This window comes from Methylicorpusculum sp., assembly GCF_030651835.1.
In the GTDB taxonomy this organism is placed as follows: domain Bacteria; phylum Pseudomonadota; class Gammaproteobacteria; order Methylococcales; family Methylomonadaceae; genus Methylicorpusculum.
In genome coordinates, this window is the sequence record NZ_JAUSBX010000027.1 from 15,296 (window position 1) to 33,884 (window position 18,589).

At 45.0% G+C, this 18,589-nt stretch carries 22 protein-coding genes; 2 read left to right on the top strand and 20 right to left on the bottom strand.

The window, feature by feature from the left end; translation table 11 throughout:
- Window positions 1–69: 69 nt before the first annotated feature.
- From Q7V32_RS03420 to Q7V32_RS03485, 14 genes are all read right to left on the bottom strand, one after another.
- Window positions 70–846 (bottom strand): TatD family hydrolase, encoded by a 777-nt coding sequence (locus tag Q7V32_RS03420; protein WP_304895584.1) that lies wholly within the window; start codon window positions 844–846, stop codon window positions 70–72.
- A gap of 92 nt (window positions 847–938) precedes the next feature.
- A complete protein-coding gene (locus Q7V32_RS03425; RefSeq protein WP_304895585.1) occupies window positions 939–1,292 on the bottom strand; it encodes a PilZ domain-containing protein in 354 nt (117 codons plus the stop codon).
- 4 nt (window positions 1,293–1,296) lie between these two features.
- Window positions 1,297–2,292, bottom strand: a complete 996-nt coding sequence (gene holB, locus Q7V32_RS03430; RefSeq protein ID WP_304895586.1) for a DNA polymerase III subunit delta' — start codon at window positions 2,290–2,292, stop codon at window positions 1,297–1,299.
- Window positions 2,282–2,917 carry a dTMP kinase gene (gene tmk / locus Q7V32_RS03435; RefSeq protein ID WP_304895587.1) on the bottom strand — a complete coding sequence of 212 codons (636 nt, stop codon included), beginning with the start codon at window positions 2,915–2,917 and terminating at the stop codon, window positions 2,282–2,284. The genes holB and tmk overlap by 11 nt, the downstream gene beginning before the upstream one ends.
- Window positions 2,917–3,909 carry an endolytic transglycosylase MltG gene (gene mltG, locus Q7V32_RS03440; RefSeq protein ID WP_304895588.1) on the bottom strand — a complete coding sequence of 331 codons (993 nt, stop codon included), beginning with the start codon at window positions 3,907–3,909 and terminating at the stop codon, window positions 2,917–2,919. Before mltG ends, tmk begins: the two co-directional genes overlap by 1 nt.
- Window positions 3,906–4,733 (bottom strand): aminodeoxychorismate lyase, encoded by an 828-nt coding sequence (gene pabC / locus Q7V32_RS03445; RefSeq protein ID WP_304895589.1) that lies wholly within the window; start codon window positions 4,731–4,733, stop codon window positions 3,906–3,908. Before pabC ends, mltG begins: the two co-directional genes overlap by 4 nt.
- A 36-nt stretch (window positions 4,734–4,769) precedes the next feature.
- On the bottom strand, window positions 4,770–6,014 hold the full coding sequence (gene fabF, locus Q7V32_RS03450) for a beta-ketoacyl-ACP synthase II (RefSeq protein WP_304895590.1): 1,245 nt from the start codon (window positions 6,012–6,014) through the stop codon (window positions 4,770–4,772).
- 91 nt (window positions 6,015–6,105) lie between these two features.
- Window positions 6,106–6,336 (bottom strand): acyl carrier protein, encoded by a 231-nt coding sequence (gene acpP, locus Q7V32_RS03455; RefSeq protein ID WP_159653350.1) that lies wholly within the window; start codon window positions 6,334–6,336, stop codon window positions 6,106–6,108.
- Window positions 6,337–6,474: 138 nt separating this feature from the next.
- Window positions 6,475–7,203: a 3-oxoacyl-ACP reductase FabG gene (gene fabG / locus Q7V32_RS03460; protein ID WP_304895591.1), complete on the bottom strand. Its 729-nt coding sequence runs from the start codon at window positions 7,201–7,203 to the stop codon at window positions 6,475–6,477.
- Window positions 7,196–8,146 (bottom strand): ACP S-malonyltransferase, encoded by a 951-nt coding sequence (gene fabD, locus Q7V32_RS03465; RefSeq protein WP_304895592.1) that lies wholly within the window; start codon window positions 8,144–8,146, stop codon window positions 7,196–7,198. Before fabD ends, fabG begins: the two co-directional genes overlap by 8 nt.
- A gap of 17 nt (window positions 8,147–8,163) precedes the next feature.
- On the bottom strand, window positions 8,164–9,132 hold the full coding sequence (locus Q7V32_RS03470; RefSeq protein ID WP_304895593.1) for a beta-ketoacyl-ACP synthase III: 969 nt from the start codon (window positions 9,130–9,132) through the stop codon (window positions 8,164–8,166).
- Complete coding sequence (plsX, locus tag Q7V32_RS03475) at window positions 9,129–10,157, bottom strand: phosphate acyltransferase PlsX (RefSeq protein ID WP_304895594.1); 1,029 nt, start codon at window positions 10,155–10,157, stop codon at window positions 9,129–9,131. Before plsX ends, Q7V32_RS03470 begins: the two co-directional genes overlap by 4 nt.
- 93 nt (window positions 10,158–10,250) lie before the next feature.
- Window positions 10,251–10,433, bottom strand: coding sequence for a 50S ribosomal protein L32 (gene rpmF, locus Q7V32_RS03480; protein ID WP_159653360.1), 183 nt, complete (start codon window positions 10,431–10,433; stop codon window positions 10,251–10,253).
- 15 nt (window positions 10,434–10,448) lie between these two features.
- The gene (locus tag Q7V32_RS03485) at window positions 10,449–10,961 is read right to left on the bottom strand and encodes a DUF177 domain-containing protein (RefSeq protein ID WP_304895595.1); all 513 of its coding nucleotides are present in this window, start codon (window positions 10,959–10,961) and stop codon (window positions 10,449–10,451) included.
- Between the two features lie 42 nt (window positions 10,962–11,003).
- Between Q7V32_RS03485 and Q7V32_RS03490 the strand changes: the two genes are divergently transcribed.
- A complete protein-coding gene (locus Q7V32_RS03490; RefSeq protein WP_304895596.1) occupies window positions 11,004–11,603 on the top strand; it encodes a nucleoside triphosphate pyrophosphatase in 600 nt (199 codons plus the stop codon).
- 30 nt (window positions 11,604–11,633) lie between these two features.
- Here Q7V32_RS03490 and Q7V32_RS03495 read toward each other — a convergent pair whose 3' ends face one another.
- The 6 genes from Q7V32_RS03495 to dusA all read right to left on the bottom strand — a co-directional run bounded on the left by Q7V32_RS03495 (window position 11,634) and on the right by dusA (window position 16,935).
- Window positions 11,634–12,497, bottom strand: coding sequence for an HDOD domain-containing protein (locus Q7V32_RS03495; RefSeq protein ID WP_304895597.1), 864 nt, complete (start codon window positions 12,495–12,497; stop codon window positions 11,634–11,636).
- A 4-nt stretch (window positions 12,498–12,501) separates the two neighbouring features.
- Window positions 12,502–13,071 (bottom strand): lytic transglycosylase domain-containing protein, encoded by a 570-nt coding sequence (locus Q7V32_RS03500; protein WP_304895598.1) that lies wholly within the window; start codon window positions 13,069–13,071, stop codon window positions 12,502–12,504.
- Window positions 13,072–13,256: 185 nt separating this feature from the next.
- Entirely contained in the window at window positions 13,257–14,861 is a 1,605-nt protein-coding gene (locus Q7V32_RS03505; protein ID WP_304895599.1) for a DNA mismatch repair protein MutS, read from the bottom strand.
- A gap of 4 nt (window positions 14,862–14,865) precedes the next feature.
- Entirely contained in the window at window positions 14,866–15,054 is a 189-nt protein-coding gene (locus Q7V32_RS03510) for a hypothetical protein (protein WP_304895600.1), read from the bottom strand.
- 294 nt (window positions 15,055–15,348) lie between these two features.
- Window positions 15,349–15,891: a GTP cyclohydrolase I FolE gene (gene folE, locus Q7V32_RS03515; RefSeq protein ID WP_304895601.1), complete on the bottom strand. Its 543-nt coding sequence runs from the start codon at window positions 15,889–15,891 to the stop codon at window positions 15,349–15,351.
- 39 nt (window positions 15,892–15,930) lie between these two features.
- The gene (gene dusA, locus Q7V32_RS03520) at window positions 15,931–16,935 is read right to left on the bottom strand and encodes a tRNA dihydrouridine(20/20a) synthase DusA (protein WP_304895602.1); all 1,005 of its coding nucleotides are present in this window, start codon (window positions 16,933–16,935) and stop codon (window positions 15,931–15,933) included.
- Window positions 16,936–17,035: 100 nt separating this feature from the next.
- Here dusA and Q7V32_RS03525 point away from each other — a divergent pair, with 100 nt between their 5' ends.
- The gene (locus Q7V32_RS03525) at window positions 17,036–18,061 is read left to right on the top strand and encodes a tyrosine-type recombinase/integrase (RefSeq protein WP_304895603.1); all 1,026 of its coding nucleotides are present in this window, start codon (window positions 17,036–17,038) and stop codon (window positions 18,059–18,061) included.
- Window positions 18,062–18,589 lie beyond the last annotated feature (528 nt).

Genomic DNA, 18,589 nt, shown 5'->3' on the forward strand with positions numbered 1-18,589 from the left:
CTCCGGTTATGCCTACTCTTGTCATATCAAAGCATCATGGAAATGCTCTGCGCCTGAGCTATTCTCCACTTAAGCCGCTTTATTAAAAAGCCTTTTGTAATTTTCCGCCGATTGCCAGGCCACCGTTTCCAGCGATTCGTTTCTTAATTTGGCAATAAATTCGGCAACATGACGCACATAAAGCGGATAGTTAGGCCGCCCTCTGTGCGGGGCGGGCGCCAAATAAGGTGAATCAGTTTCAATTAAATAACGGTCAGCCGGAATTTTTGTAGCCACTTCTTGAATGGCTTTTGCATTATTAAACGTCACAATCCCTGAAAACGAGATATAAAAATTCATCGCCATGGTTTCAACTGCAAAATCCCAGTCTTCAGTAAAACAGTGAATCACGCCACCGACTTGCTCAGCACCTTCTTCTTTTAAGATCTTGAGCGTATCTTCCCTGGCTTCCCGGGTATGGATAATCAAAGGCTTGTCCAATGTTAATGCCACTTTGATATGCTCTCTCAAGCGTTGCTGTTGCCAGGTCAAATCGCCTTCGCTTCTAAAATAATCAAGCCCGGTTTCGCCGATGGCAACGACTCTATCATCCTGAGCCAATGCCAGAAGTTGTTCAGCGTCAGGCTCAATACCCTCCGTTGTATTCGGATGAGCCCCCACACTTAAGGAAATTTGAGGATAATTGATCACCAGCTCCCGCATGGCCGGATAAGTTTCCAAATCAATACTGATACACAGCATGTGTTCTATGCCTGCATCGGCAGCGGCCGTCATGAAGTTAGCAAAATTATTATCGTAGGGGGAAAGGTCTATACGATCGAGGTGGCAATGCGAATCAATGAACATAATAAAGATTTGAATGGGAATTTTGCCAGTTTCTGACAGCAAAAAACCGCCATCAGAAACTGTAATAAAGGAAATAAAGAGATCTGTCAGGTTTACATGGTATGGGTCGGCCGATCGGATTCCAGAGCTCCGGCCAGGTAGTTTTCAATTTTACTTCTGGCAACACCGCCATCCTGATCACTGAATTGTACGCCGATGCCGGTTGTCCGATAGCCTTCGGACCCTGCAGGGGTTTTCCAGATAATCTTGCCCGCTATCGGAATACGCTCGGTTTCTTCCATCAGATTCAGCAACATAAACACTTCCTGCCCCATTTCATATTCCCTGTTGGTAGGAATAAAAAGCCCGCCGTTCAGTACAAAGGGCATATAAGCGGAATAAAGTGCATTTTTGTCCTTGATCGAAAGCGACAAAATGCCTTGTCTTGGGTTCGTCGGTTCTGCCATGGTGTTATGGACTCCTGGTTATGTGGGACCAGTTTATTAAAATTTCTTCTAATAACAGCTGATTGTTGAGCTGTTTTTCAAAACGCTCGCGGCTTAGCAGCAACAAATCGTACAATGAATAAAGCTGGTTTAATTCTAGCGGTTGCTTAAATTCTTGCCAGTGTACTTTTAAATCAGGATTGATCAGAGCGCTAACCGGCAATCCGAAACAGCATTTAATCCAATCAATAACCCAGCTCGTCATCCAAAACTGCAACTTTCCCGTTGGTAATTTGCTCCATTCTTCCGCTACCACGGTAGGCAATAACTGGTGTTTGCCAATTTTAAGCCATTGCGTCAAACAGTTTTCTCGTTGTTCTATCGTACCGTCTTCTGCATAGACTCTTGCCAGTAAAGGTGATCCCAAAGCCAAACTGAGCAATAAAGCCGACTTGTTCTGATCAATTCCCTGACTGGTCAGCCAAAGCCTTGCTGCCTCAGGCTCCGGCTTTGATAATGTCATTTTTTGGCAGCGGCTGGCAATCGTGGCCGGTAATTGGGAAAGTCTCTCGGTAATCAACAGAATGATCGTTCTTTCGGTAGGTTCTTCCAAAAACTTTAAAAAGGCGTTGGCCGCTGCTCTATTCATCGAATCAGCCGGGTTAATGATCAGAACCCGGTAGCCTTGGTACTGAGGCTTGAGTGATAGCGTCGGAATCAGTTCGCGTATTTGGCCGATGGCAATGGCTTTACCGGGTTCGTCCGGTTTCAGATACAACAAATCAGGATGCGTTTGCGCCTTAACCAGTAAGCATGGACTGCATTGACCGCAATGAATGCCGTTAGCCAAGGGTTGATTACAGAGCAATGAAGAGGCGAACTGATTAACCAGCAGATGCTTGCCCAAACCAGGCGGACCATTGATGATAAGCGCCTGAGGAATTCGCTTCTGTTGAAGATAAGCGGCTAGATGCTGCCAATAAGGCTCATGCCAGGGTAGCATTTGGCTATCAATGCTCATTGACAAAAAAATGCTTTATCAATCCGATGATGTCATTTTGAACATCGACCAACGGTTGATCGGCTTTTACTATTTTAATTCTAGCCGGTTCCAATTCGGCCTGAAGTAAATATCCCCGTCTGACCCGACCAAAAAAACTCAGCGTTTCATCTTCGATGCGATCAAGTGCACCTCGCTGCTTAGCGCGTTTAAGACCTGTTTCAGCAGGCGCATCCAGTAAAATTGTCAAATCCGGCGTCAATCCCTGTTGAACAAAATGTTCCAGCCATTGAATAGCGCTGGCTCCCAAGTTTCGCCCGGCCCCTTGATAAGCGTAAGTTGCATCGGTAAATCGATCGCATAAAACCCATGAGCCCTCGGCTAATGCAGGCTCAATCACATGCCTGATATGTTGCGATCTGGCAGCAAACATCAGTAACAGTTCTGCTTGCTCAGTGATGGTTTCCTTATGTTTGGTCAATAACAGACTACGAAGTTGTTCAGCCACTTGCGTCCCGCCAGGTTCACGCGAAACAACCACAGGAATATGATGCTGAATCAGATAATCTTTCAAAAAGGTCAAGTTAGTCGTTTTACCGACCCCTTCTCCACCTTCAAAAGTAATAAACTTCCCTCTCAGTTTCATTATCGGCCTAATTGATAAAGATTCACGGCTTCCTGATGTTTTTTCAATGTGGCTGAAAAAACATGGGACCCATCGCCTCTGGCAACAAAATACAGACTTTCTCCCGGCTCCGGATTCAATGCAGCGCGGATAGCTTCCCGGCCGGGCAAAGCAATGGGCGTAGGCGGTAAGCCCTTGATAATATAAGTGTTATAAGGTGTCGGCGTTTTAAGATCCTTACTTCTTATATCCCCATCATAAGCGGCGCCCATACCGTAAATAACAGTAGGATCGGTCTGCAGCATCATATCTTGTTTGAGTCTACGGACAAAAACACCGGCAATGGCGGGTCGTTCCGAAGCCAGCCCTGTTTCTTTTTCAATGATGGAGGCCAGAATCAATGCCTGGTAAGGCGATGTCAACGGCAGATCGGGCTGCCGGTTTTGCCATTCAGTTTCCAAAACGGAGCTCATCCGGTCATATGCTCTTTTGAGTAAAGCGATGTCAGTTGTATTTTTTTCAAAAAAATACGTATCGGGAAAAAACAAACCCTCTGGATGCGAGTAATTCGGGTCGATCATAGAGGCAATTGATCCCAAATCCATCGTATCTATGGTTTTATGTACCTTGTCATTTTTTCTAATTAATTCATATAACTGCGAAAAGGTCCACCCTTCAGGAAAGGTAATGGAATGCTGCCTGACCTTCCCCGAAACAAAGAGATCGAGCAATTCAGGGACGGTTGAATTTTTTACCAATTCATATTCGCCTGTTTTTAACAGAGCCGCTTTGTCATTCAAGTAGGCATAGCCTTTAAACCAGATTGGTTTGATAGAAACGCCTTGTTCTTGCAATTTTTCGATGATCCGGTTGAGGGAATCCCCCTTTTCAATTTCGACATAAACCGTTTTATCAACCAGCGCTTGTTTTATTGCGTTTTGATAGTCCAGCCACAACCAACCAAGCGACAAACTGGTTAACAAAATGGCAACACCCAAAAATTTACCTGTCATAAATTTTTTTCTCTACTTCTTTTTATATCAACCCTTTGACTTATTGCCCGGGTCATAGGACCCACCGGATAAACCTGGCTTTCTAAGTTGCTGACAGGCCAGATTTTAATCAATGAGTTGCAAATAAATAGTTCATCGGCTTCCAAAAGGTCAGCTTTATCGAGCCATTGCTCTGAAACAGCGATATCGAGTTCATCCGCGCAGTCCATCACTACTGACCGCATTATGCCTGCAACACCGCATTGATCGATAAACGATGTGATTAGCCTGTTGCCTTTTACGAGAAAAAAATTGCTCATCGTTCCCTCAATGACATGCCCCTGGATATCCTGCATAAGACCTTCCTGAATGGTATCCGAATTCCATTCGGCTCTGGCCATGACCTGCTCCAACCTGTTCAGATGCTTGACTCCGGCCAAGGCCGGGTTAAGACCCAAGCGGGTCTCGCAAAAAATTAGATTGACGCCTTGCGTTTGAAAATGTGAGGGATATTCCGGGGAGGGATGAACACTGATCACTCGGGTGGGCGTGACAGGATCGGGTTGACGATAACCTCGACCACCGGAACCCCGCGTGATTATAATCTTGAGGACGCCGTGCTCTTCACCTTGCAAAGCCTGCTTAACTTCAGCAATCAGCAGATCCGTTTCAAATAAAGGAATGCGAAGCCGTTGGCAACCGGCAGACAATCTTTTTAGATGCCGATTGAAAAACAGCGGGATACCGCGATCGATTTCTATAGTTTCAAAAAGACCGTCACCATAGCTAAAGCCTCGATCAGTGATAGCTATTTCATGCTTGATTTGGCCATTTACCAAATACATGACAAGAACTGCGCTATCAGGACCGAGGCGACTGCGTTATTGAAAACGTCTAAAAACCAATGTGCCGTTTGTTCCGCCAAATCCAAACGAATTTGAAATCGCCACATCAATTTTCATTTCACGGGCTGTATGAGGAACATAATCCAGATCACATTCGGGATCCGGGTTATCAAGATTAATGGTCGGCGGAGCGATTTGGTTTTTAAGTGCCAACGCCGTTAAAACGGCCTCAATTCCGCCAGCTGCACCTAACAGATGCCCTGTCATCGATTTTGTCGAGCTGACCGCCAAATTGTAGGCATGCGATCCTAACGCTGACTTCATGGCATGCGTCTCGCCAATATCTCCCGCAGGAGTAGAGGTGCCGTGCGCATTGATATAATCGATATCTTCCGGATTGATCTTGGCATCGCGCATCGCATTTTTCATGCATCGTGCCGCGCCCTCACCACCCTCGGATGGACTGGTAATATGATAAGCATCGCCGCTCAGGCCATACCCGATCAATTCGGCATAAATTTTCGCACCGCGCGCTTTGGCGTGTTCCAACTCTTCCAGGACAACAACACCCGAGCCGTCACTCAAAACAAAGCCATCTCTGTCTTTATCCCACGGCCTGCTGGCCGCATGAGGATCATCATTTCTTCTTGACAATGCTTTAGCTGAGGCAAATCCGCCCATTGCGGTGGGGGATGAGGTGCATCGCTCAGCGCCACCGGCAATCATTACGTCGGCGTCACCGTATTTAATCAACCTGGCTGCATCGCCAATATTGTGAGTGCCGGTTGAACAAGCCGTCACTATGGCAAAATTTGGCCCTTTCAACCCATATTTAATGGATAAATTGCCTGAAATCATATTAATGATATTTCCCGGAACAAAAAAAGGTGAGATCCTTCGCGGCCCGCCTTTTTCAAAAGTGGCATAACACTCCTCTATTCCGGTGATTCCGCCGATACCGGCGCCTATCGCAACACCAATCCGTTCTGCATTGTGTTCGTTGACTTCCAGACCCGAATCTTCAAAGGCCTGACAACCCGCAGCTAAACCATAATGTATAAATCCATCCATACGCTTGGCATCTTTTTCGGCAATGTACTGGGTGATATCAAAGTTTCTGATTACACCGCCGAATGTTGTTGAAAAAGCAGAAATATCAAAGGAATCAATCGGCGTTATTCCACTTTTGCCATTGATAATTCCATCCCAAGTTTCAGCAACTGTATTTGCAATAGGCGTAACTGCGCCTAATCCTGTTATTACAACGCGGCGATTGCTCAATGTGATTTACCTGAAGTAATTGATATAGATAGGGGGGAGGTGCGGAGTTATCTTAGTGGATGAACTGATTCACCCACCAAGATATCTAAATTTAAGCGTTTTTTTCTACGTAATCGATAGCTTGCTGTACGGTTGTGATTTTTTCAGCTTCATCATCTGGAATTTCACATTCGAATTCTTCCTCAAGAGCCATGACGAGTTCAACTGTATCTAAAGAATCAGCACCAAGATCATCGACAAAGGATGCATCGTTCGCTATGTCATCTTTAACACCCAACTGTTCTGCGACAATCTTTTTTACTCGTTCTTCAACATTACTCATAATTATTATCCTCAACAATGTAAGCTTTTAGTTATATTTAATACTTACAATAGTATATTTATCTTGTTAGAAATCTCGCCATTCTCAATTCCAGACGGCGAACGGGATTATACTTTAATTTTCAACCATATCACAATATTAAGGCATAAACATGCCACCATTGACGTGCAGCGTTTCTCCAGTGATGTAGGCAGCTTTGTCAGAGGCTAAAAAGGAGACTGCATTAGCAATCTCGTTTGCCTCGCCTAAGCGCCCCAGTGGAATTGCACTTAATAGTGTCTGTTTATGTTCTTCAGATAATTCTCGCGTCATATCGGTATCAATAAAGCCCGGCGCAACTGTATTGATAGTGATATTTCGAGAACCTACTTCTTTAGCCATCGATTTGGCAAAACCAATCATCCCTGCCTTGGCAGCGGCATAATTAGCTTGACCGGCATTTCCGGTGGCACCCACCACTGACGAGATATTAATGATTCTTCCCGACCTGGCTTTCATCATTCCCCTGAGTACCGCTTTACTCATCCGAAATACAGAAGTGAGATTAGTAGCGATGATGTCATCCCACTCTTCATCCTTCATACGCATCAGTAAATTATCACGGGTAATGCCCGCATTATTGACCAATACTGCAGGAGCTCCATATTCGTCGCTGATTGATTTCACTACGCTTTCAATCGAATCGGAATCGGTCACATTTAATTTCACTCCTCTGCCTTGATCGCCCAGATAAATTGAAATCGCTTCTGCGCCGCTATCTGAGGTGGCCGTTCCAATGACAAAAAAACCATCTATTGCCAATTGTTCCGCGATAGCACGTCCAATACCCCTGCTCGCACCGGTTACCAGCGCTATTTTCTTATCCATTGAGTTTCTCCAAAGCCTGATCTAATGATTCAGGATCAAAAATACTGAGATGATCTGCTTCCTTGACAATTCGTTTGTTCAGACCAATTAAAACCTTGCCTGGCCCGCATTCAACAAATCTATTAACCCCTTGTTCCGACATGAATTTTATACTGTCGACCCAGCGCACGGGTTTATAAAGCTGTTCTTTTAAAACATTTCGGATAACTTCGGGCGCGTTGTGCGTGCTGATATCGACATTATGAATTAACGTCATCCGGGGTGTTTCCAGACTAATTCCTTCCAAATACGCCGCTAATTGTTCTGCTGCGCCTTCCATCAATGCACAATGCGACGGTACGCTGACCGGCAAGGGTAGCGCCCGTTTCGCACCGGATTCTTTAGCCAGTACCAGCGCTCTTTCAACCGCTGCAGCGTTACCGGCAATGACGACCTGGCCTGGCGCATTAAAATTAACCGCCGATACCACTTCACCCTGAGCCGCATCCAGACAGACTTTGACCACTTGATGGTCTTCAAGGCCTATTATCGCTGCCATCGCGCCTTCCCCGGCAGGAACAGCAACCTGCATCAACCGCCCTCTTTCGGCTACGACCTTGATCGCATCTGCAAAAGAAAGAGATTCCGAACAGACTAAAGCGGTGTACTCGCCAAGACTATGGCCCGCCACCCATCCCGGCCTGACGTCACTCAGTTTGCACCACAGCCGCCATACCGCATAACCGGCAGCCAGCATAATGGGCTGGGTATTCTGAGTTTGATTCAGGTCTTCAATGGGGCCGTTTTCAACCAGAGACCATAAACCGGTTCCCAGAATATCGGATGCCTGATCGAAAGTATCCTTGATTTCGGGATAGGCGGCCGCCAGAGAAGACAACATGCCAATAGACTGTGAACCCTGGCCTGGAAAAACAAATGCCACGCTATAAATTTGCTCGCTCATGAATTGCTTTCTCTCAATCAGTATCTAATTAACGCAGAACCCCAGGTAAATCCTGCTCCAAAGGCTTCCAGCAGGAGCACATGACCCCGTTGAATTCTGCCATCTTGTACACCTTCGTTTAAGGCGAGCAAAACGGATGCAGATGAGGTGTTACCCTGAGTTTCCAACGTCAATATAACGTTGTCCATAGACATCCTCAGCTTTTTGGCTGTCGCGGCAATGATGCGAGTATTGGCCTGATGCGGCACCAGCCAGTTGATTTCCTCTTGCGACATCGCGTTTGCCGACAAGGTTTCATCGACAATGCGCCCTAAAGTATTTACCGCCACTTTAAAAACCTCATTACCCCGCATACGCACAAAACCGGCTTCGTTTTTATTTGATTCCGAGGCAGACTGTGGGTTTGGCAAATAAAGCAATTCCTCAAACTCTCCATCCGAATGAATATGGGTAGAGATAATCCCCGGTTTATCCGAAGCCTGTAGCAGAATCGCACCCGCCCCATCTCCAAACAACACACAGGTACTTCTGTCAGTCCAGTCGACTACGCGCGAGCATATTTCCGAACCCACCACCAATACCGTCCTCGCAGCTCCGCTTTTGATGTATTGATCCGCAACACTCATCGCAAAAATGGATCCTGAACACGCGGCTTGTATATCAAAGGCCACACAATTCCGGATACCTAGCCTTTGTTGCAACAAACATCCGGTGCTCGGATACACGCGATCCGGGGTTCCGGTTGCAACAATAATCAAATCTATTTCTGACGGATCGGCACCTGCCGACTCCAGCGCTTGCCTTGCCGCCACTTCGGCCATACTGGCTGCCGATTCCTCTGGCCCTGCAATTCGTCGGCTTTTTATGCCGGTCCGCTCATATATCCAGCCATCGGAGGTATCGACCATTTTCGAAATCTCGTCATTGGTCCTGATGTGCTCAGGCAAATAGCCACCCGTACCGATTACTCTTGAAAAGCGTGTCATGTATTGTCTCTCTTGGTCAGAATCGTCTCGACTCTTTCGCTGATTCTTCTAATCACGTTCTTTTCAACCTCAATTTGAGCCAAATGAATCGCTGTTTTGAAAGCCACGACATCGGCACCCCCGTGACTTTTTATTACCAGTCCTCGCAACCCCAAAAAACTGGCTCCGTTATACATACGGGGATCGATTTTTTGCTTGAATGCTTTTAAGACCGGATAGACCAGCAATCCGGCCAGTTTAGTTAGCACATTTTTATTGAATGCGTCTTTAAGCGTCGTCCCTATCATTTTTGCCGCACCTTCTATCGATTTCAGTGCTACATTGCCGACGAATCCATCTGCCACAATCAAATCGACTTTAATAGTACCGGCATTCAGCGAGTTTCCTTCTACATAACCAATATAGTTGAGGGGTGAACTTTCCAATAACTTCGCTGCCGCTTTAACCTGTTCATTGCCCTTGACTTCTTCTTCGCCGATATTGAGCAGGCCGACCCTTGGGCTTTCTATATTCTCAACCGCTTTGACAACTTCCGAACCCATCACCGCAAATTGAAAAAGATGTTCGGCCGTACAGTCAACGTTGGCCCCCAAATCCAGCACATGGGTATGTCCGAAAATAGATGGCATCGTTGAAATAATGGCAGGCCGTTCAATGCCGGGAATCATCTTGAGTACAAATCGGGCTGTTGCCATCAGCGCACCGGTATTGCCGGCACTGACACAGGCATCGGCTCGCCCGTCGCGCACCAATTCAATGGCAATACGCATGGATGAATCTTTTTTATTTTTCAGTGCTTTGGAAGGCGATTCATCCATCCCTACACACTGAGAGGCATGCTGAATAAAAAGCCTGTCTTGATAAAGTATCAGTGCTTGCGCCAACTGTTCTTTTAACAGCGCTTCGTTACCCACTAAAATCAGCTTTAAGTTTGGATTGTTTTTCAAGCAATCCAATGATGCTGGAATGGTAACTGCAGGACCATGATCTCCGCCCATTGCATCGATTGAAATAGTTAAACTCACGCCAACATTGACTCCAGGGGAATGTAAAAGAAAAAACCGAACCTGGACAACAAGGTTCGGCTCTATGCTCAATCAGTAAAGGGGAATTCGCGATTAATCTTCTTCGCGTTTTGAAGTAATTTGACGGCCTTTAAAAAAACCATCGGGGGTGACGTGATGACGCAAATGAACTTCACCTGTCAAAGGATCTTGAGATAATGTTTTGCTGGTTAAAGAATCATGAGAACGTCTTTGACCGCGTCTTGAACGTGTCACTTTACTTTTTTGAACTGCCATCTAGGGTCTCCACTATTATTTAAGTTTGGCTAAAATTGAAAAAGGATTGTTAGAATCCAACTGCTTGTTTTCGCTTGAATCGCTCTGAATATCGCTATCAATGGGTTGACTATAGCATTGCCACTCGTGCTTCGGAAAGTCCGGTATAGCCAGCAAAAGTTCATCTTCAATAATATCATTCAATAAAATCTTGGAATCACTCACCAACAACGGATCTATGTCTTCAGGAAGCCTGTCTGCCTGTTCAAGCGAGTTAACAATCCCTAACTTGACTGAACGATCAACAACCCACTCCATGGGCTGCAAACAATTCTGACAAATAATATGCAGGTTTGTATTAACACGCCCTTCCACGATAGCCAGCCTGCCATCCCTATAAAAAAAAAGCTCAACCGTAACCTCACCCGAATTATCAGCTAAAATTTCTGACAATCGTGTTAATTTACTGAGCGCTATTTTACCTTTTACTTCGCCCCGCTTATCAGCGAAACTTAAAGGTTCTATATATTCCGGCAATCGATCTAACATAACTTTGCAATAATATCTGTAATCCTTAATTGCGTCAAACCTATGTCATATTTTCTTAAAGAACACCCGCCTCTTATCCTTGCATCAAGCTCACCGTATCGGCAAGCCTTGTTAAGCAAACTGCATTTAAATTTCAGTGCTGTGGCACCTGATATTGATGAGCAACTTTTAGCCCGGGAAACCCCAGAAACGGCCGCGCGGCGCTTAAGTAAATTAAAAGCCGAAGCGCTGCAAGAACAATTTCCTGCACACTTGATTATCGGCTCGGATCAAGTCGCCATGCTGGGCGATACACAACTCTGTAAACCAGGTAATCGTATTGAAACCATAAACCAGCTTAAAGCCTGCTCGGGAAGCTCCGTCATGTTTTATACGGCGATTTGCGTTCTGGATACCCAATCCGGCCAAACAGAGCAGGACATTGACCTTTGCCAGGTTTTTTTTAAACCATTGAGCGAAAAAGCTATCATCAATTATGTTGAGCTGGAAAAGCCATATGACTGCGCAGGCGGCTTTAAATCGGAAGGACTTGGGATTGCTTTGATAGAAAAAATAATAGGGGATGACCCGAATGCACTAATTGGCTTGCCCTTAATCAAGTTGATCGGCTTGCTTGAGAAATTTGATATTCCAGTGATTTAACGATAACGTGAGCCAATAAGCCTCGATCAATCAGTGGAATTTTTTTCCCGGTGACAATAGATCAAAGGTCGATTTAAACTCATCTACCGCCAGATTGACGGCTTGTTTTACCTGGAATTCATTCAATCCCAGCGTCCGTAAAGTCGAATCGGGCGCCGCACTCAAAACCTCTTCGACATTAGTACCCATATCGACCATATCGGTTAATTTAACCGCCAGGTAAAGCAAATGCGCATCCGTCTTATTGGTTTGGGCGGCACAGGGGTTTAGCTGCCAACGTATCGTTTCAGCCAAAGAGTCAGGCAAACCCCAATCATGAATTAACTCCGCCCCCACTTCGGCATAGTTAAAACCAATGATTTCTTGCTCCAAACCCGTAATCAAGCATCTGTCACCTTGCGCCAACATCAAAATACGGCACGCTTTTTCGGGTAATTTTTGATAAATCACCAATGCCCCGATGTTATGCAATAAACCGGCAAGAAAGAGACGGTCGCTGTGCAAGATAGCACTTTTTTTAGCCAGCAATTTAGCAATCAAGGCGCAATTTACACTCCGCATCCAAAAATCAGTCATGTTAATAATTTCTGATGGGATTTTTTTGAACGTATCAACAACGGATGTAGCCAATATCAAACTTTCCAGATCATCAATACCGATGATGGTGACGGCTCTTGAAATGGTATCCACGCGAGCCTGAAAACCATAAAAAGAACTATTGACTATTTTCAACACCCTAATGCTTAGCGCAGGGTCCTTGGCCAGCACCAAACCGATATCATTCATTGAAAAACGAGGATCGTGAATCATTTCCCTGATTTGAAAGTAAATATCGGGCAAGGAGCACAGATCCAAAGCGCCCTTGATTAATGTTTTGGCGGTTAACTGAGGCATGAGTCTAGCGTCCGTAAAGAGCCAACACCTGCCTAACATAGTTTTGAGTTTCGGGGTAAGGCGGAATGGAGTTATGATATTTTTTGACCGCGTTTTCACCGGCATTGTAAGCGGCAACCGCTAAAGGCAGGTTTAAATTGAACATTTTCAATAAATCACTGAGGTATCGTGTACCTCCCTCAATGTTTTGCTGCGGATCGGCGCGATCAGTAACGCCGTAACGCCTTGCCGTAGCGGGCATTAATTGCATCAAACCCACCGCCCCCGCGGATGACACCGCTTGGGCATGATAGGCGGATTCCGCTTGAATTACAGCATGGAGTAATTTTTCATCGATATCGTGCTTTGATGCTGCATCAGCAATGAGCTGGCTGTATTTATGCTTGTTAACTTTAAGATGCGGTAGCGCTCTTGCGTAACTTTCAGGCCGGGTTCTAATAATCCGTTTATAAAGCTGATGTTCGGGGCGGTCTGTGTAGTAAACATGGCCCGACGGATCAGTATATTTGTAAATATCGGCATGAGCGCCGACTGACATCAAAACCGATATCGATAAAGTTATAAGCTTTTGCATTATCTAACCCTAATGAACAGCAGTTAACCTAAAAACATTGGCGTAAGTATAGTTACACAAAACCGATTAACTGAGAATTTCTTAACAGACTGCAAAAATGTCCATTTTGACCAACGCCTATGACGGCACAAGATCCGTTTATTATCAGTATCCTCAGAGAGCGCATCCATGCGCGGGGGAAAGACTCAGGTCGTCGGCTTCGAATCGGCCAGATAATTATCAATATCTTCTTTTGAAAAACCGATTTTTTTAGCTACACGATCGGCGTGACTGACTCTTGAAATACCCTCAATCAGCTTATAGGTGGGTTCGCCATTGGCAAACTCGACCTGCTTTGGCAATCCTACGCCTCTAGCTGCAAAATCATCCACCAGCTGATGATTATGCGTTATTAAGATAGTGCTGTTACCTTTACGATAAAAGCCGTTTAGCACATGTGTTGAAGATTCCAGCTTTTCCTCAAAAGTAGTCCCTTCGGATAACTCATCCAGAACCACCAGACTTTTCGCGGTTGACGCCAAAAAGATATCCCGCGTTCTTTTTAGTTCGGTGCCAAAACGGCCTTCGCCATCCTCAAGATGACTGATTTCAGGCACTTGATAAAAAATTCTGTCCGCTACGGTAAGCACCGCCTCTTTCGCGGGAACATAACAGCCAATTTGCGCAAGCAGCTGAATTTGTGTGATCGTTTTACAAAATGCCGTTTTGCCGCCGCTGTTGGGGCCGGTTACCAGCACCAGCTTATCTTCTTCCAATTGAAAATCATTGCCTACATAATCAGGATTTTCTTTGGCCAGCACCGGATTTTTAGCATCCGTCAACGTGATGCGATGATGCTCCGCCTCAATCAGTTCAGGTAATACGGTATGGCTGCCAAAATGATTGGCAAACTTGATAAACGCCATTAACTCATCAAATTGGCCCAGGGCGTCCAGAGCTTGCGCTAAAGCTTGCGATTTTTTGAACTCATTTCTTAATGGAATGATGCAACTATCGCGGTCAAAACCGCCCACTATAGGGAAGTAAACCAGCAGCATGGGCACAAAAAAGATAGAAGCCACCGGAATGGATTCCGCCGAAACCCTGAACATATCGGTAGGAAAAAAGTGCGCCATTGCCCACACTGAAGCAAAAAACAGTGCAATCAGCAGCGGCTTGAACAGAGTAGGTCTAAAAATCAGCGCAGGCGTAAAGTCACCTTTTCGCTCTTCCTTGCACTTAATGCCTCTTTCTGTAATGTAAGCAGGACCCACCATCAATGAATAAGAACGGGACTCTTGAAATAGTTTAATTTTATCAAGAAGACTCTGGAGGTAAGTGCTACTTACACCTTCTATTTGACGTAATTCATCGACAACCTCAAGCATGAAACGAACACCACGACGGTATTGCAAATAGCCGTAACCCTCGATTTCATGAGCCTCCCTCGCTGTTCCGAAAGAACCCAAAAACTCGCCGAATAACAATAGATAGAAATGCTTTTCATGTTCGGCGGCACGCTGCAAAATTCGCTCTATAGCTTCTTTTAACGCCGGATTATCCTGTATCTCTTTAACCGCTTCCTGCTTTGCCGCTATTTCTTCTTTATTGCTGGAGGGTTGAACCAAAGAACGGTAAAGAACGGACTGACCCACCAGCGTTTCAGAGTGGTTAACCGCACCAAAGACTTCTTCAATCTCAATCGACTTAAAAGCCCCCTGATCTATGACGCCTTCACCGGTCTGGGAAGGCGCTGTCGATGCTACAAACGGCCATTTATCTGTCCAGCTCTCTAAGATTGATTGATTCATTGCATTATTTCCTTTTTTTATCGACTATGCCAAATACTAAAACAGCCGCAGTCACAATGCCGGCCATAAGACTATGGTCTCTTGAAGCCCCTAATAAAAAAGCGACACCCCCGCCAATAGCCATGCCTAGACCGCTAAAGGCCAAGCTTCGCATCAACCTGCAAACCGGGCAATTTGAAATATTGGTACTCATAGCCGATACCTCGCGTCAGTTAAATTCAAATGCTCAGTTTTGAAAGCCGATAAAATCAATACGGGGCAAAGCAATCATCAATCAACTCCAGTTGTCAATCAATGGATAGATGGCACCTTTCTCTTTAAAACTGTCGCCATCAACCAAAGCGCGTTGAGATGAGATTAAATTCAGACAAACGATCATCATGACTTCTTTCAATTTTAAGCTGCTTAGGGACGGCAAAAACATTGCCGGAAAAGTTTAACCCGCAAAAAGCTGTTTATATTCTTTATTATCTTGCTTGGGTTAGATTCAACGATTAATTAAATTTAGAAATTCGGAGCGGGTACTTATTTCTTCCCTAAAAATCCCGGTCATCACTGACGTAGTCATGACTGAGTTTTGCTTTTCTACACCACGCATCATCATGCATAGATGCTTTGCTTCAATAACCACGGCAACGCCTCTAGCACCAATTGCTGTTTCTATCGCATCAGCAATTTGCTTGGTCAGTTTTTCCTGAATCTGCAAGCGTCTGGCGTACATATCAATAATTCTTGCTACTTTCGACAAACCCAAGACCTTACCTTTGGGCAAATAACCGACATGACACTTGCCGATAAAAGGCAATAAATGATGTTCGCACAAGGAATAAAGCTCAATGTCTTTAACAATGACCATATCCTCAGTATCAGCTTGGAATATGGCACCGTTTAACACTTCATCCAAGTTTTTTTCATATCCGTTATTCAAAAATTTAAAGGCTTTAGCAGCGCGGGCAGGTGTATCAATCAATCCCTCCCTGTTAACGTCTTCGCCGATCGCCTTTATAATATTGGAAAAATACTCTTCCATTGCTTTATCTCAGTTAAAAAAATGGCTGGCCAGTATACCTTAACCTCGAGTTAAAGCTAATGCATTGAAAAGGACATTCACATCAGCCCCATTTTTAGGACCATTCTCACTCAGATGCCGGCGCCAGGATCGGGCATGCGGTTCGCCATGAAATAAGCCCAAGACATGCCGCACGATGCTGTTGAGCCGAACCCCTTCGGCCAGCCGTTGTTCGATATAAGGCATCAGCGCTTGAACGACGGCTTCCCGGCTGGGTCTTTCAGCAACACCATCAAAAAAATGCGCATCCACATCCGCCAGAAGATAAGGATTATGATAAATCTCCCTGCCGATCATAACCCCATCGACTGTCTGCAACACCCTATCCGCCTGATCAAAATGCGTTATTCCGCCATTTAAAATGATTTCAAGATGCGGAAAAGACGCTTTAATCTTGTAGACCCGCTCATAATCCAGCGGCGGGACTTCCCGATTCTGCTTGGGCGACAATCCTTTTAACCACGCCTTGCGGGCATGGATAATAAATACAGAACAACCAGCCGCCGCCACCGTGTCAATAAAGTGAGCAAGCTCATCAAAAGAGTCCTGATCATCAATGCCAATCCTGGATTTCACCGTAACCGGCAACGCAACTTTGTTCTTCATCGCATCAACACATTCGGCCACCAAATCAGGCTCAGCCATCAAACAGGCACCGAAGCGGCCATTCTGTACCCGGTCACTGGGACAGCCCACATTGAGATTCACCTCGGCATAACCGTAATCCTCAGCCATCGAAGCACAAACCGCCAAATCATTCGGATTGCTGCCTCCCAACTGAAGTGCGACCGGATGTTCAGTGCTATCAAAGTGAAGAAAGCGATGCCTATCGCCATGAATCAACGCACCGGTAGTGACCATTTCGCTATACAAAAAAGCATGCTTGGATAACAAGCGGTAAAAATACCGGCAATGACGGTCTGTCCAATCCAGCATTGGGGCTACACAAAATCTCGACGCCTTATATTTCGTGGCATTATGCCCGTATTTATTGGTCTCTATCATTTTTGTTCTTAAATATTTTTGTATATTTTTAGGTTATTTTTGGACATTTCTTGATATTAGATGCACAATTAATGCACAAAAAACAAAATTTGTGCATTTTATGGCTACGATCACTCAATACAAAAAAAAGTCAGGCAAGATATCCTACCGCGCGCTTATCAGAATTGCCAAAAACGGCACAATAGTTCATATGGAATCAGAGACGTTTGACACCAAGACTTTAGCGAAGGCATGGGCAATGAAGCGGGAAGCAGAGTTATCTGCTCAAAAAGTATTTAGGCCAAAAGAGAAGCCGCTCAAAATTTCTAAGGTGATTCAAGATTACATTTCACAGTTTGGCCATGGCTATGGGCGCTCGAAAAATTACGACTTAGCCCGATTATTGCGATACCCTCTTGCTGAACTCGATATATCAGAACTCAACCCTCAGATACTGATCGCTCATTGCATTGAGCGCAACAAGACAGCTAAGCCACAGACCGTTAAGAACGATGTTATTTGGTTGAAAACGGCTATTAGAACCATGCGTTCTGTCAATGGCTTTACTTTTGATCTCGCTGTGTTCGATGATGCTTACGAAACATTGTGGCGTGAAAAATTGATTGGAAAATCTGTCGAACGGGAGCGGCGACCAACACGAAAAGAATTATGGGCTTTATCGCGCTATTTTTATCGACGCAAACGATCAACACCTATGTTGCAGTTGATGTGGTTTGCGATTTATTCAGCTCGAAGATTATCTGAAATAACACGCTTAGAGTGGACTGATAATGATGATAAGAAGGCAACCGGCTTAGTCCGTGATGCTAAACATCCTCGGCTTAAGGCTGGCAACCATAAGCGATTCAAATATCCTCGATCAGCCTGGAAAATTGTAAATAAACAACCAATGGCCAGTAAATATATTTTCCCTTACAATCCTAAAACAATCGGTACAAACTTTGATCGGGCATGTAAAATCCTCGGTATTGTCGATTTGCATTTTCACGACTTACGTCACGAAGCAACAAGCCGCCTTTTTGAACGCAAACTGGGCATCGTTGACGTTCAGCAAGTGACACTTCATGAGTCATGGAAAACCCTTCAGCGGTATGTAAATCTTAATCCTGGTGATGTAGATATTTAATGAACACACATTAAAACAACATTTCGCTCATCGCATTATGCCTTGCATCCTTATCCGCATGAGCATACTGCGAGGTAATCGCAATGCTACTATGCCCGAGATTATCCCTAACCACGGTTAACGGTTAATGGAATATTCAATTCATGTCAACAACATGCGTGCCGTGCGTATATCTGAGCCAATGGGTGCTTGCTCTTGCCACAATTCTTACGCTTCCAAGTCGGTTTCGGACAAGAAGGAGGCGACTTCCGCGAAAAACACCTTCAGTACTTTGTGAATCGCTAATGTCTTCAAAGGCAAGACCGATTGCCCCCGAATTCGTGGAATCAACGGAAAGGTCTTCGGCACTGTCCGACAAGCCTCACCGTCAGCAGAGGCATTAGGTTGACCTAGTGTTTAATTGCAGAAATAATATATTATATCAGCTATACTAGGCATTATGCCTAGAAAAGCGATAGAAATAACACTGACCACCGAACAAAAACAACAGCTTGAAAAAATAGTCCGCAGTCATAGTGCCGAGCGTCG

What these genes read in the sequence shown, in the direction of transcription:
- fabG (WP_304895591.1), bottom strand. Translation starts at nt 7,203, where the DNA reads ATGGATAAGAAAATAGCGCTGGTAACCGGTGCGAGCAGGGGTATTGGA.
- rpmF (WP_159653360.1), bottom strand. Translation starts at nt 10,433, where the DNA reads ATGGCAGTTCAAAAAAGTAAAGTGACACGTTCAAGACGCGGTCAAAGA.
- Q7V32_RS03425 (WP_304895585.1), bottom strand. Translation starts at nt 1,292, where the DNA reads ATGGCAGAACCGACGAACCCAAGACAAGGCATTTTGTCGCTTTCGATC.
- mltG (WP_304895588.1), bottom strand. Translation starts at nt 3,909, where the DNA reads ATGACAGGTAAATTTTTGGGTGTTGCCATTTTGTTAACCAGTTTGTCG.
- acpP (WP_159653350.1), bottom strand. Translation starts at nt 6,336, where the DNA reads ATGAGTAATGTTGAAGAACGAGTAAAAAAGATTGTCGCAGAACAGTTG.
- holB (WP_304895586.1), bottom strand. Translation starts at nt 2,292, where the DNA reads ATGAGCATTGATAGCCAAATGCTACCCTGGCATGAGCCTTATTGGCAG.
- Q7V32_RS03500 (WP_304895598.1), bottom strand. Translation starts at nt 13,071, where the DNA reads ATGCAAAAGCTTATAACTTTATCGATATCGGTTTTGATGTCAGTCGGC.
- Q7V32_RS03420 (WP_304895584.1), bottom strand. Translation starts at nt 846, where the DNA reads ATGTTCATTGATTCGCATTGCCACCTCGATCGTATAGACCTTTCCCCC.
- dusA (WP_304895602.1), bottom strand. Translation starts at nt 16,935, where the DNA reads ATGATAGAGACCAATAAATACGGGCATAATGCCACGAAATATAAGGCG.
- pabC (WP_304895589.1), bottom strand. Translation starts at nt 4,733, where the DNA reads ATGTATTTGGTAAATGGCCAAATCAAGCATGAAATAGCTATCACTGAT.
- fabD (WP_304895592.1), bottom strand. Translation starts at nt 8,146, where the DNA reads ATGAGCGAGCAAATTTATAGCGTGGCATTTGTTTTTCCAGGCCAGGGT.
- Q7V32_RS03510 (WP_304895600.1), bottom strand. Translation starts at nt 15,054, where the DNA reads ATGAGTACCAATATTTCAAATTGCCCGGTTTGCAGGTTGATGCGAAGC.
- Q7V32_RS03505 (WP_304895599.1), bottom strand. Translation starts at nt 14,861, where the DNA reads ATGAATCAATCAATCTTAGAGAGCTGGACAGATAAATGGCCGTTTGTA.
- Q7V32_RS03525 (WP_304895603.1), top strand. Translation starts at nt 17,036, where the DNA reads ATGGCTACGATCACTCAATACAAAAAAAAGTCAGGCAAGATATCCTAC.
- Q7V32_RS03495 (WP_304895597.1), bottom strand. Translation starts at nt 12,497, where the DNA reads ATGCCTCAGTTAACCGCCAAAACATTAATCAAGGGCGCTTTGGATCTG.
- Q7V32_RS03485 (WP_304895595.1), bottom strand. Translation starts at nt 10,961, where the DNA reads ATGTTAGATCGATTGCCGGAATATATAGAACCTTTAAGTTTCGCTGAT.
- folE (WP_304895601.1), bottom strand. Translation starts at nt 15,891, where the DNA reads ATGGAAGAGTATTTTTCCAATATTATAAAGGCGATCGGCGAAGACGTT.
- Q7V32_RS03490 (WP_304895596.1), top strand. Translation starts at nt 11,004, where the DNA reads ATGTCATATTTTCTTAAAGAACACCCGCCTCTTATCCTTGCATCAAGC.
- Q7V32_RS03470 (WP_304895593.1), bottom strand. Translation starts at nt 9,132, where the DNA reads ATGACACGCTTTTCAAGAGTAATCGGTACGGGTGGCTATTTGCCTGAG.
- tmk (WP_304895587.1), bottom strand. Translation starts at nt 2,917, where the DNA reads ATGAAACTGAGAGGGAAGTTTATTACTTTTGAAGGTGGAGAAGGGGTC.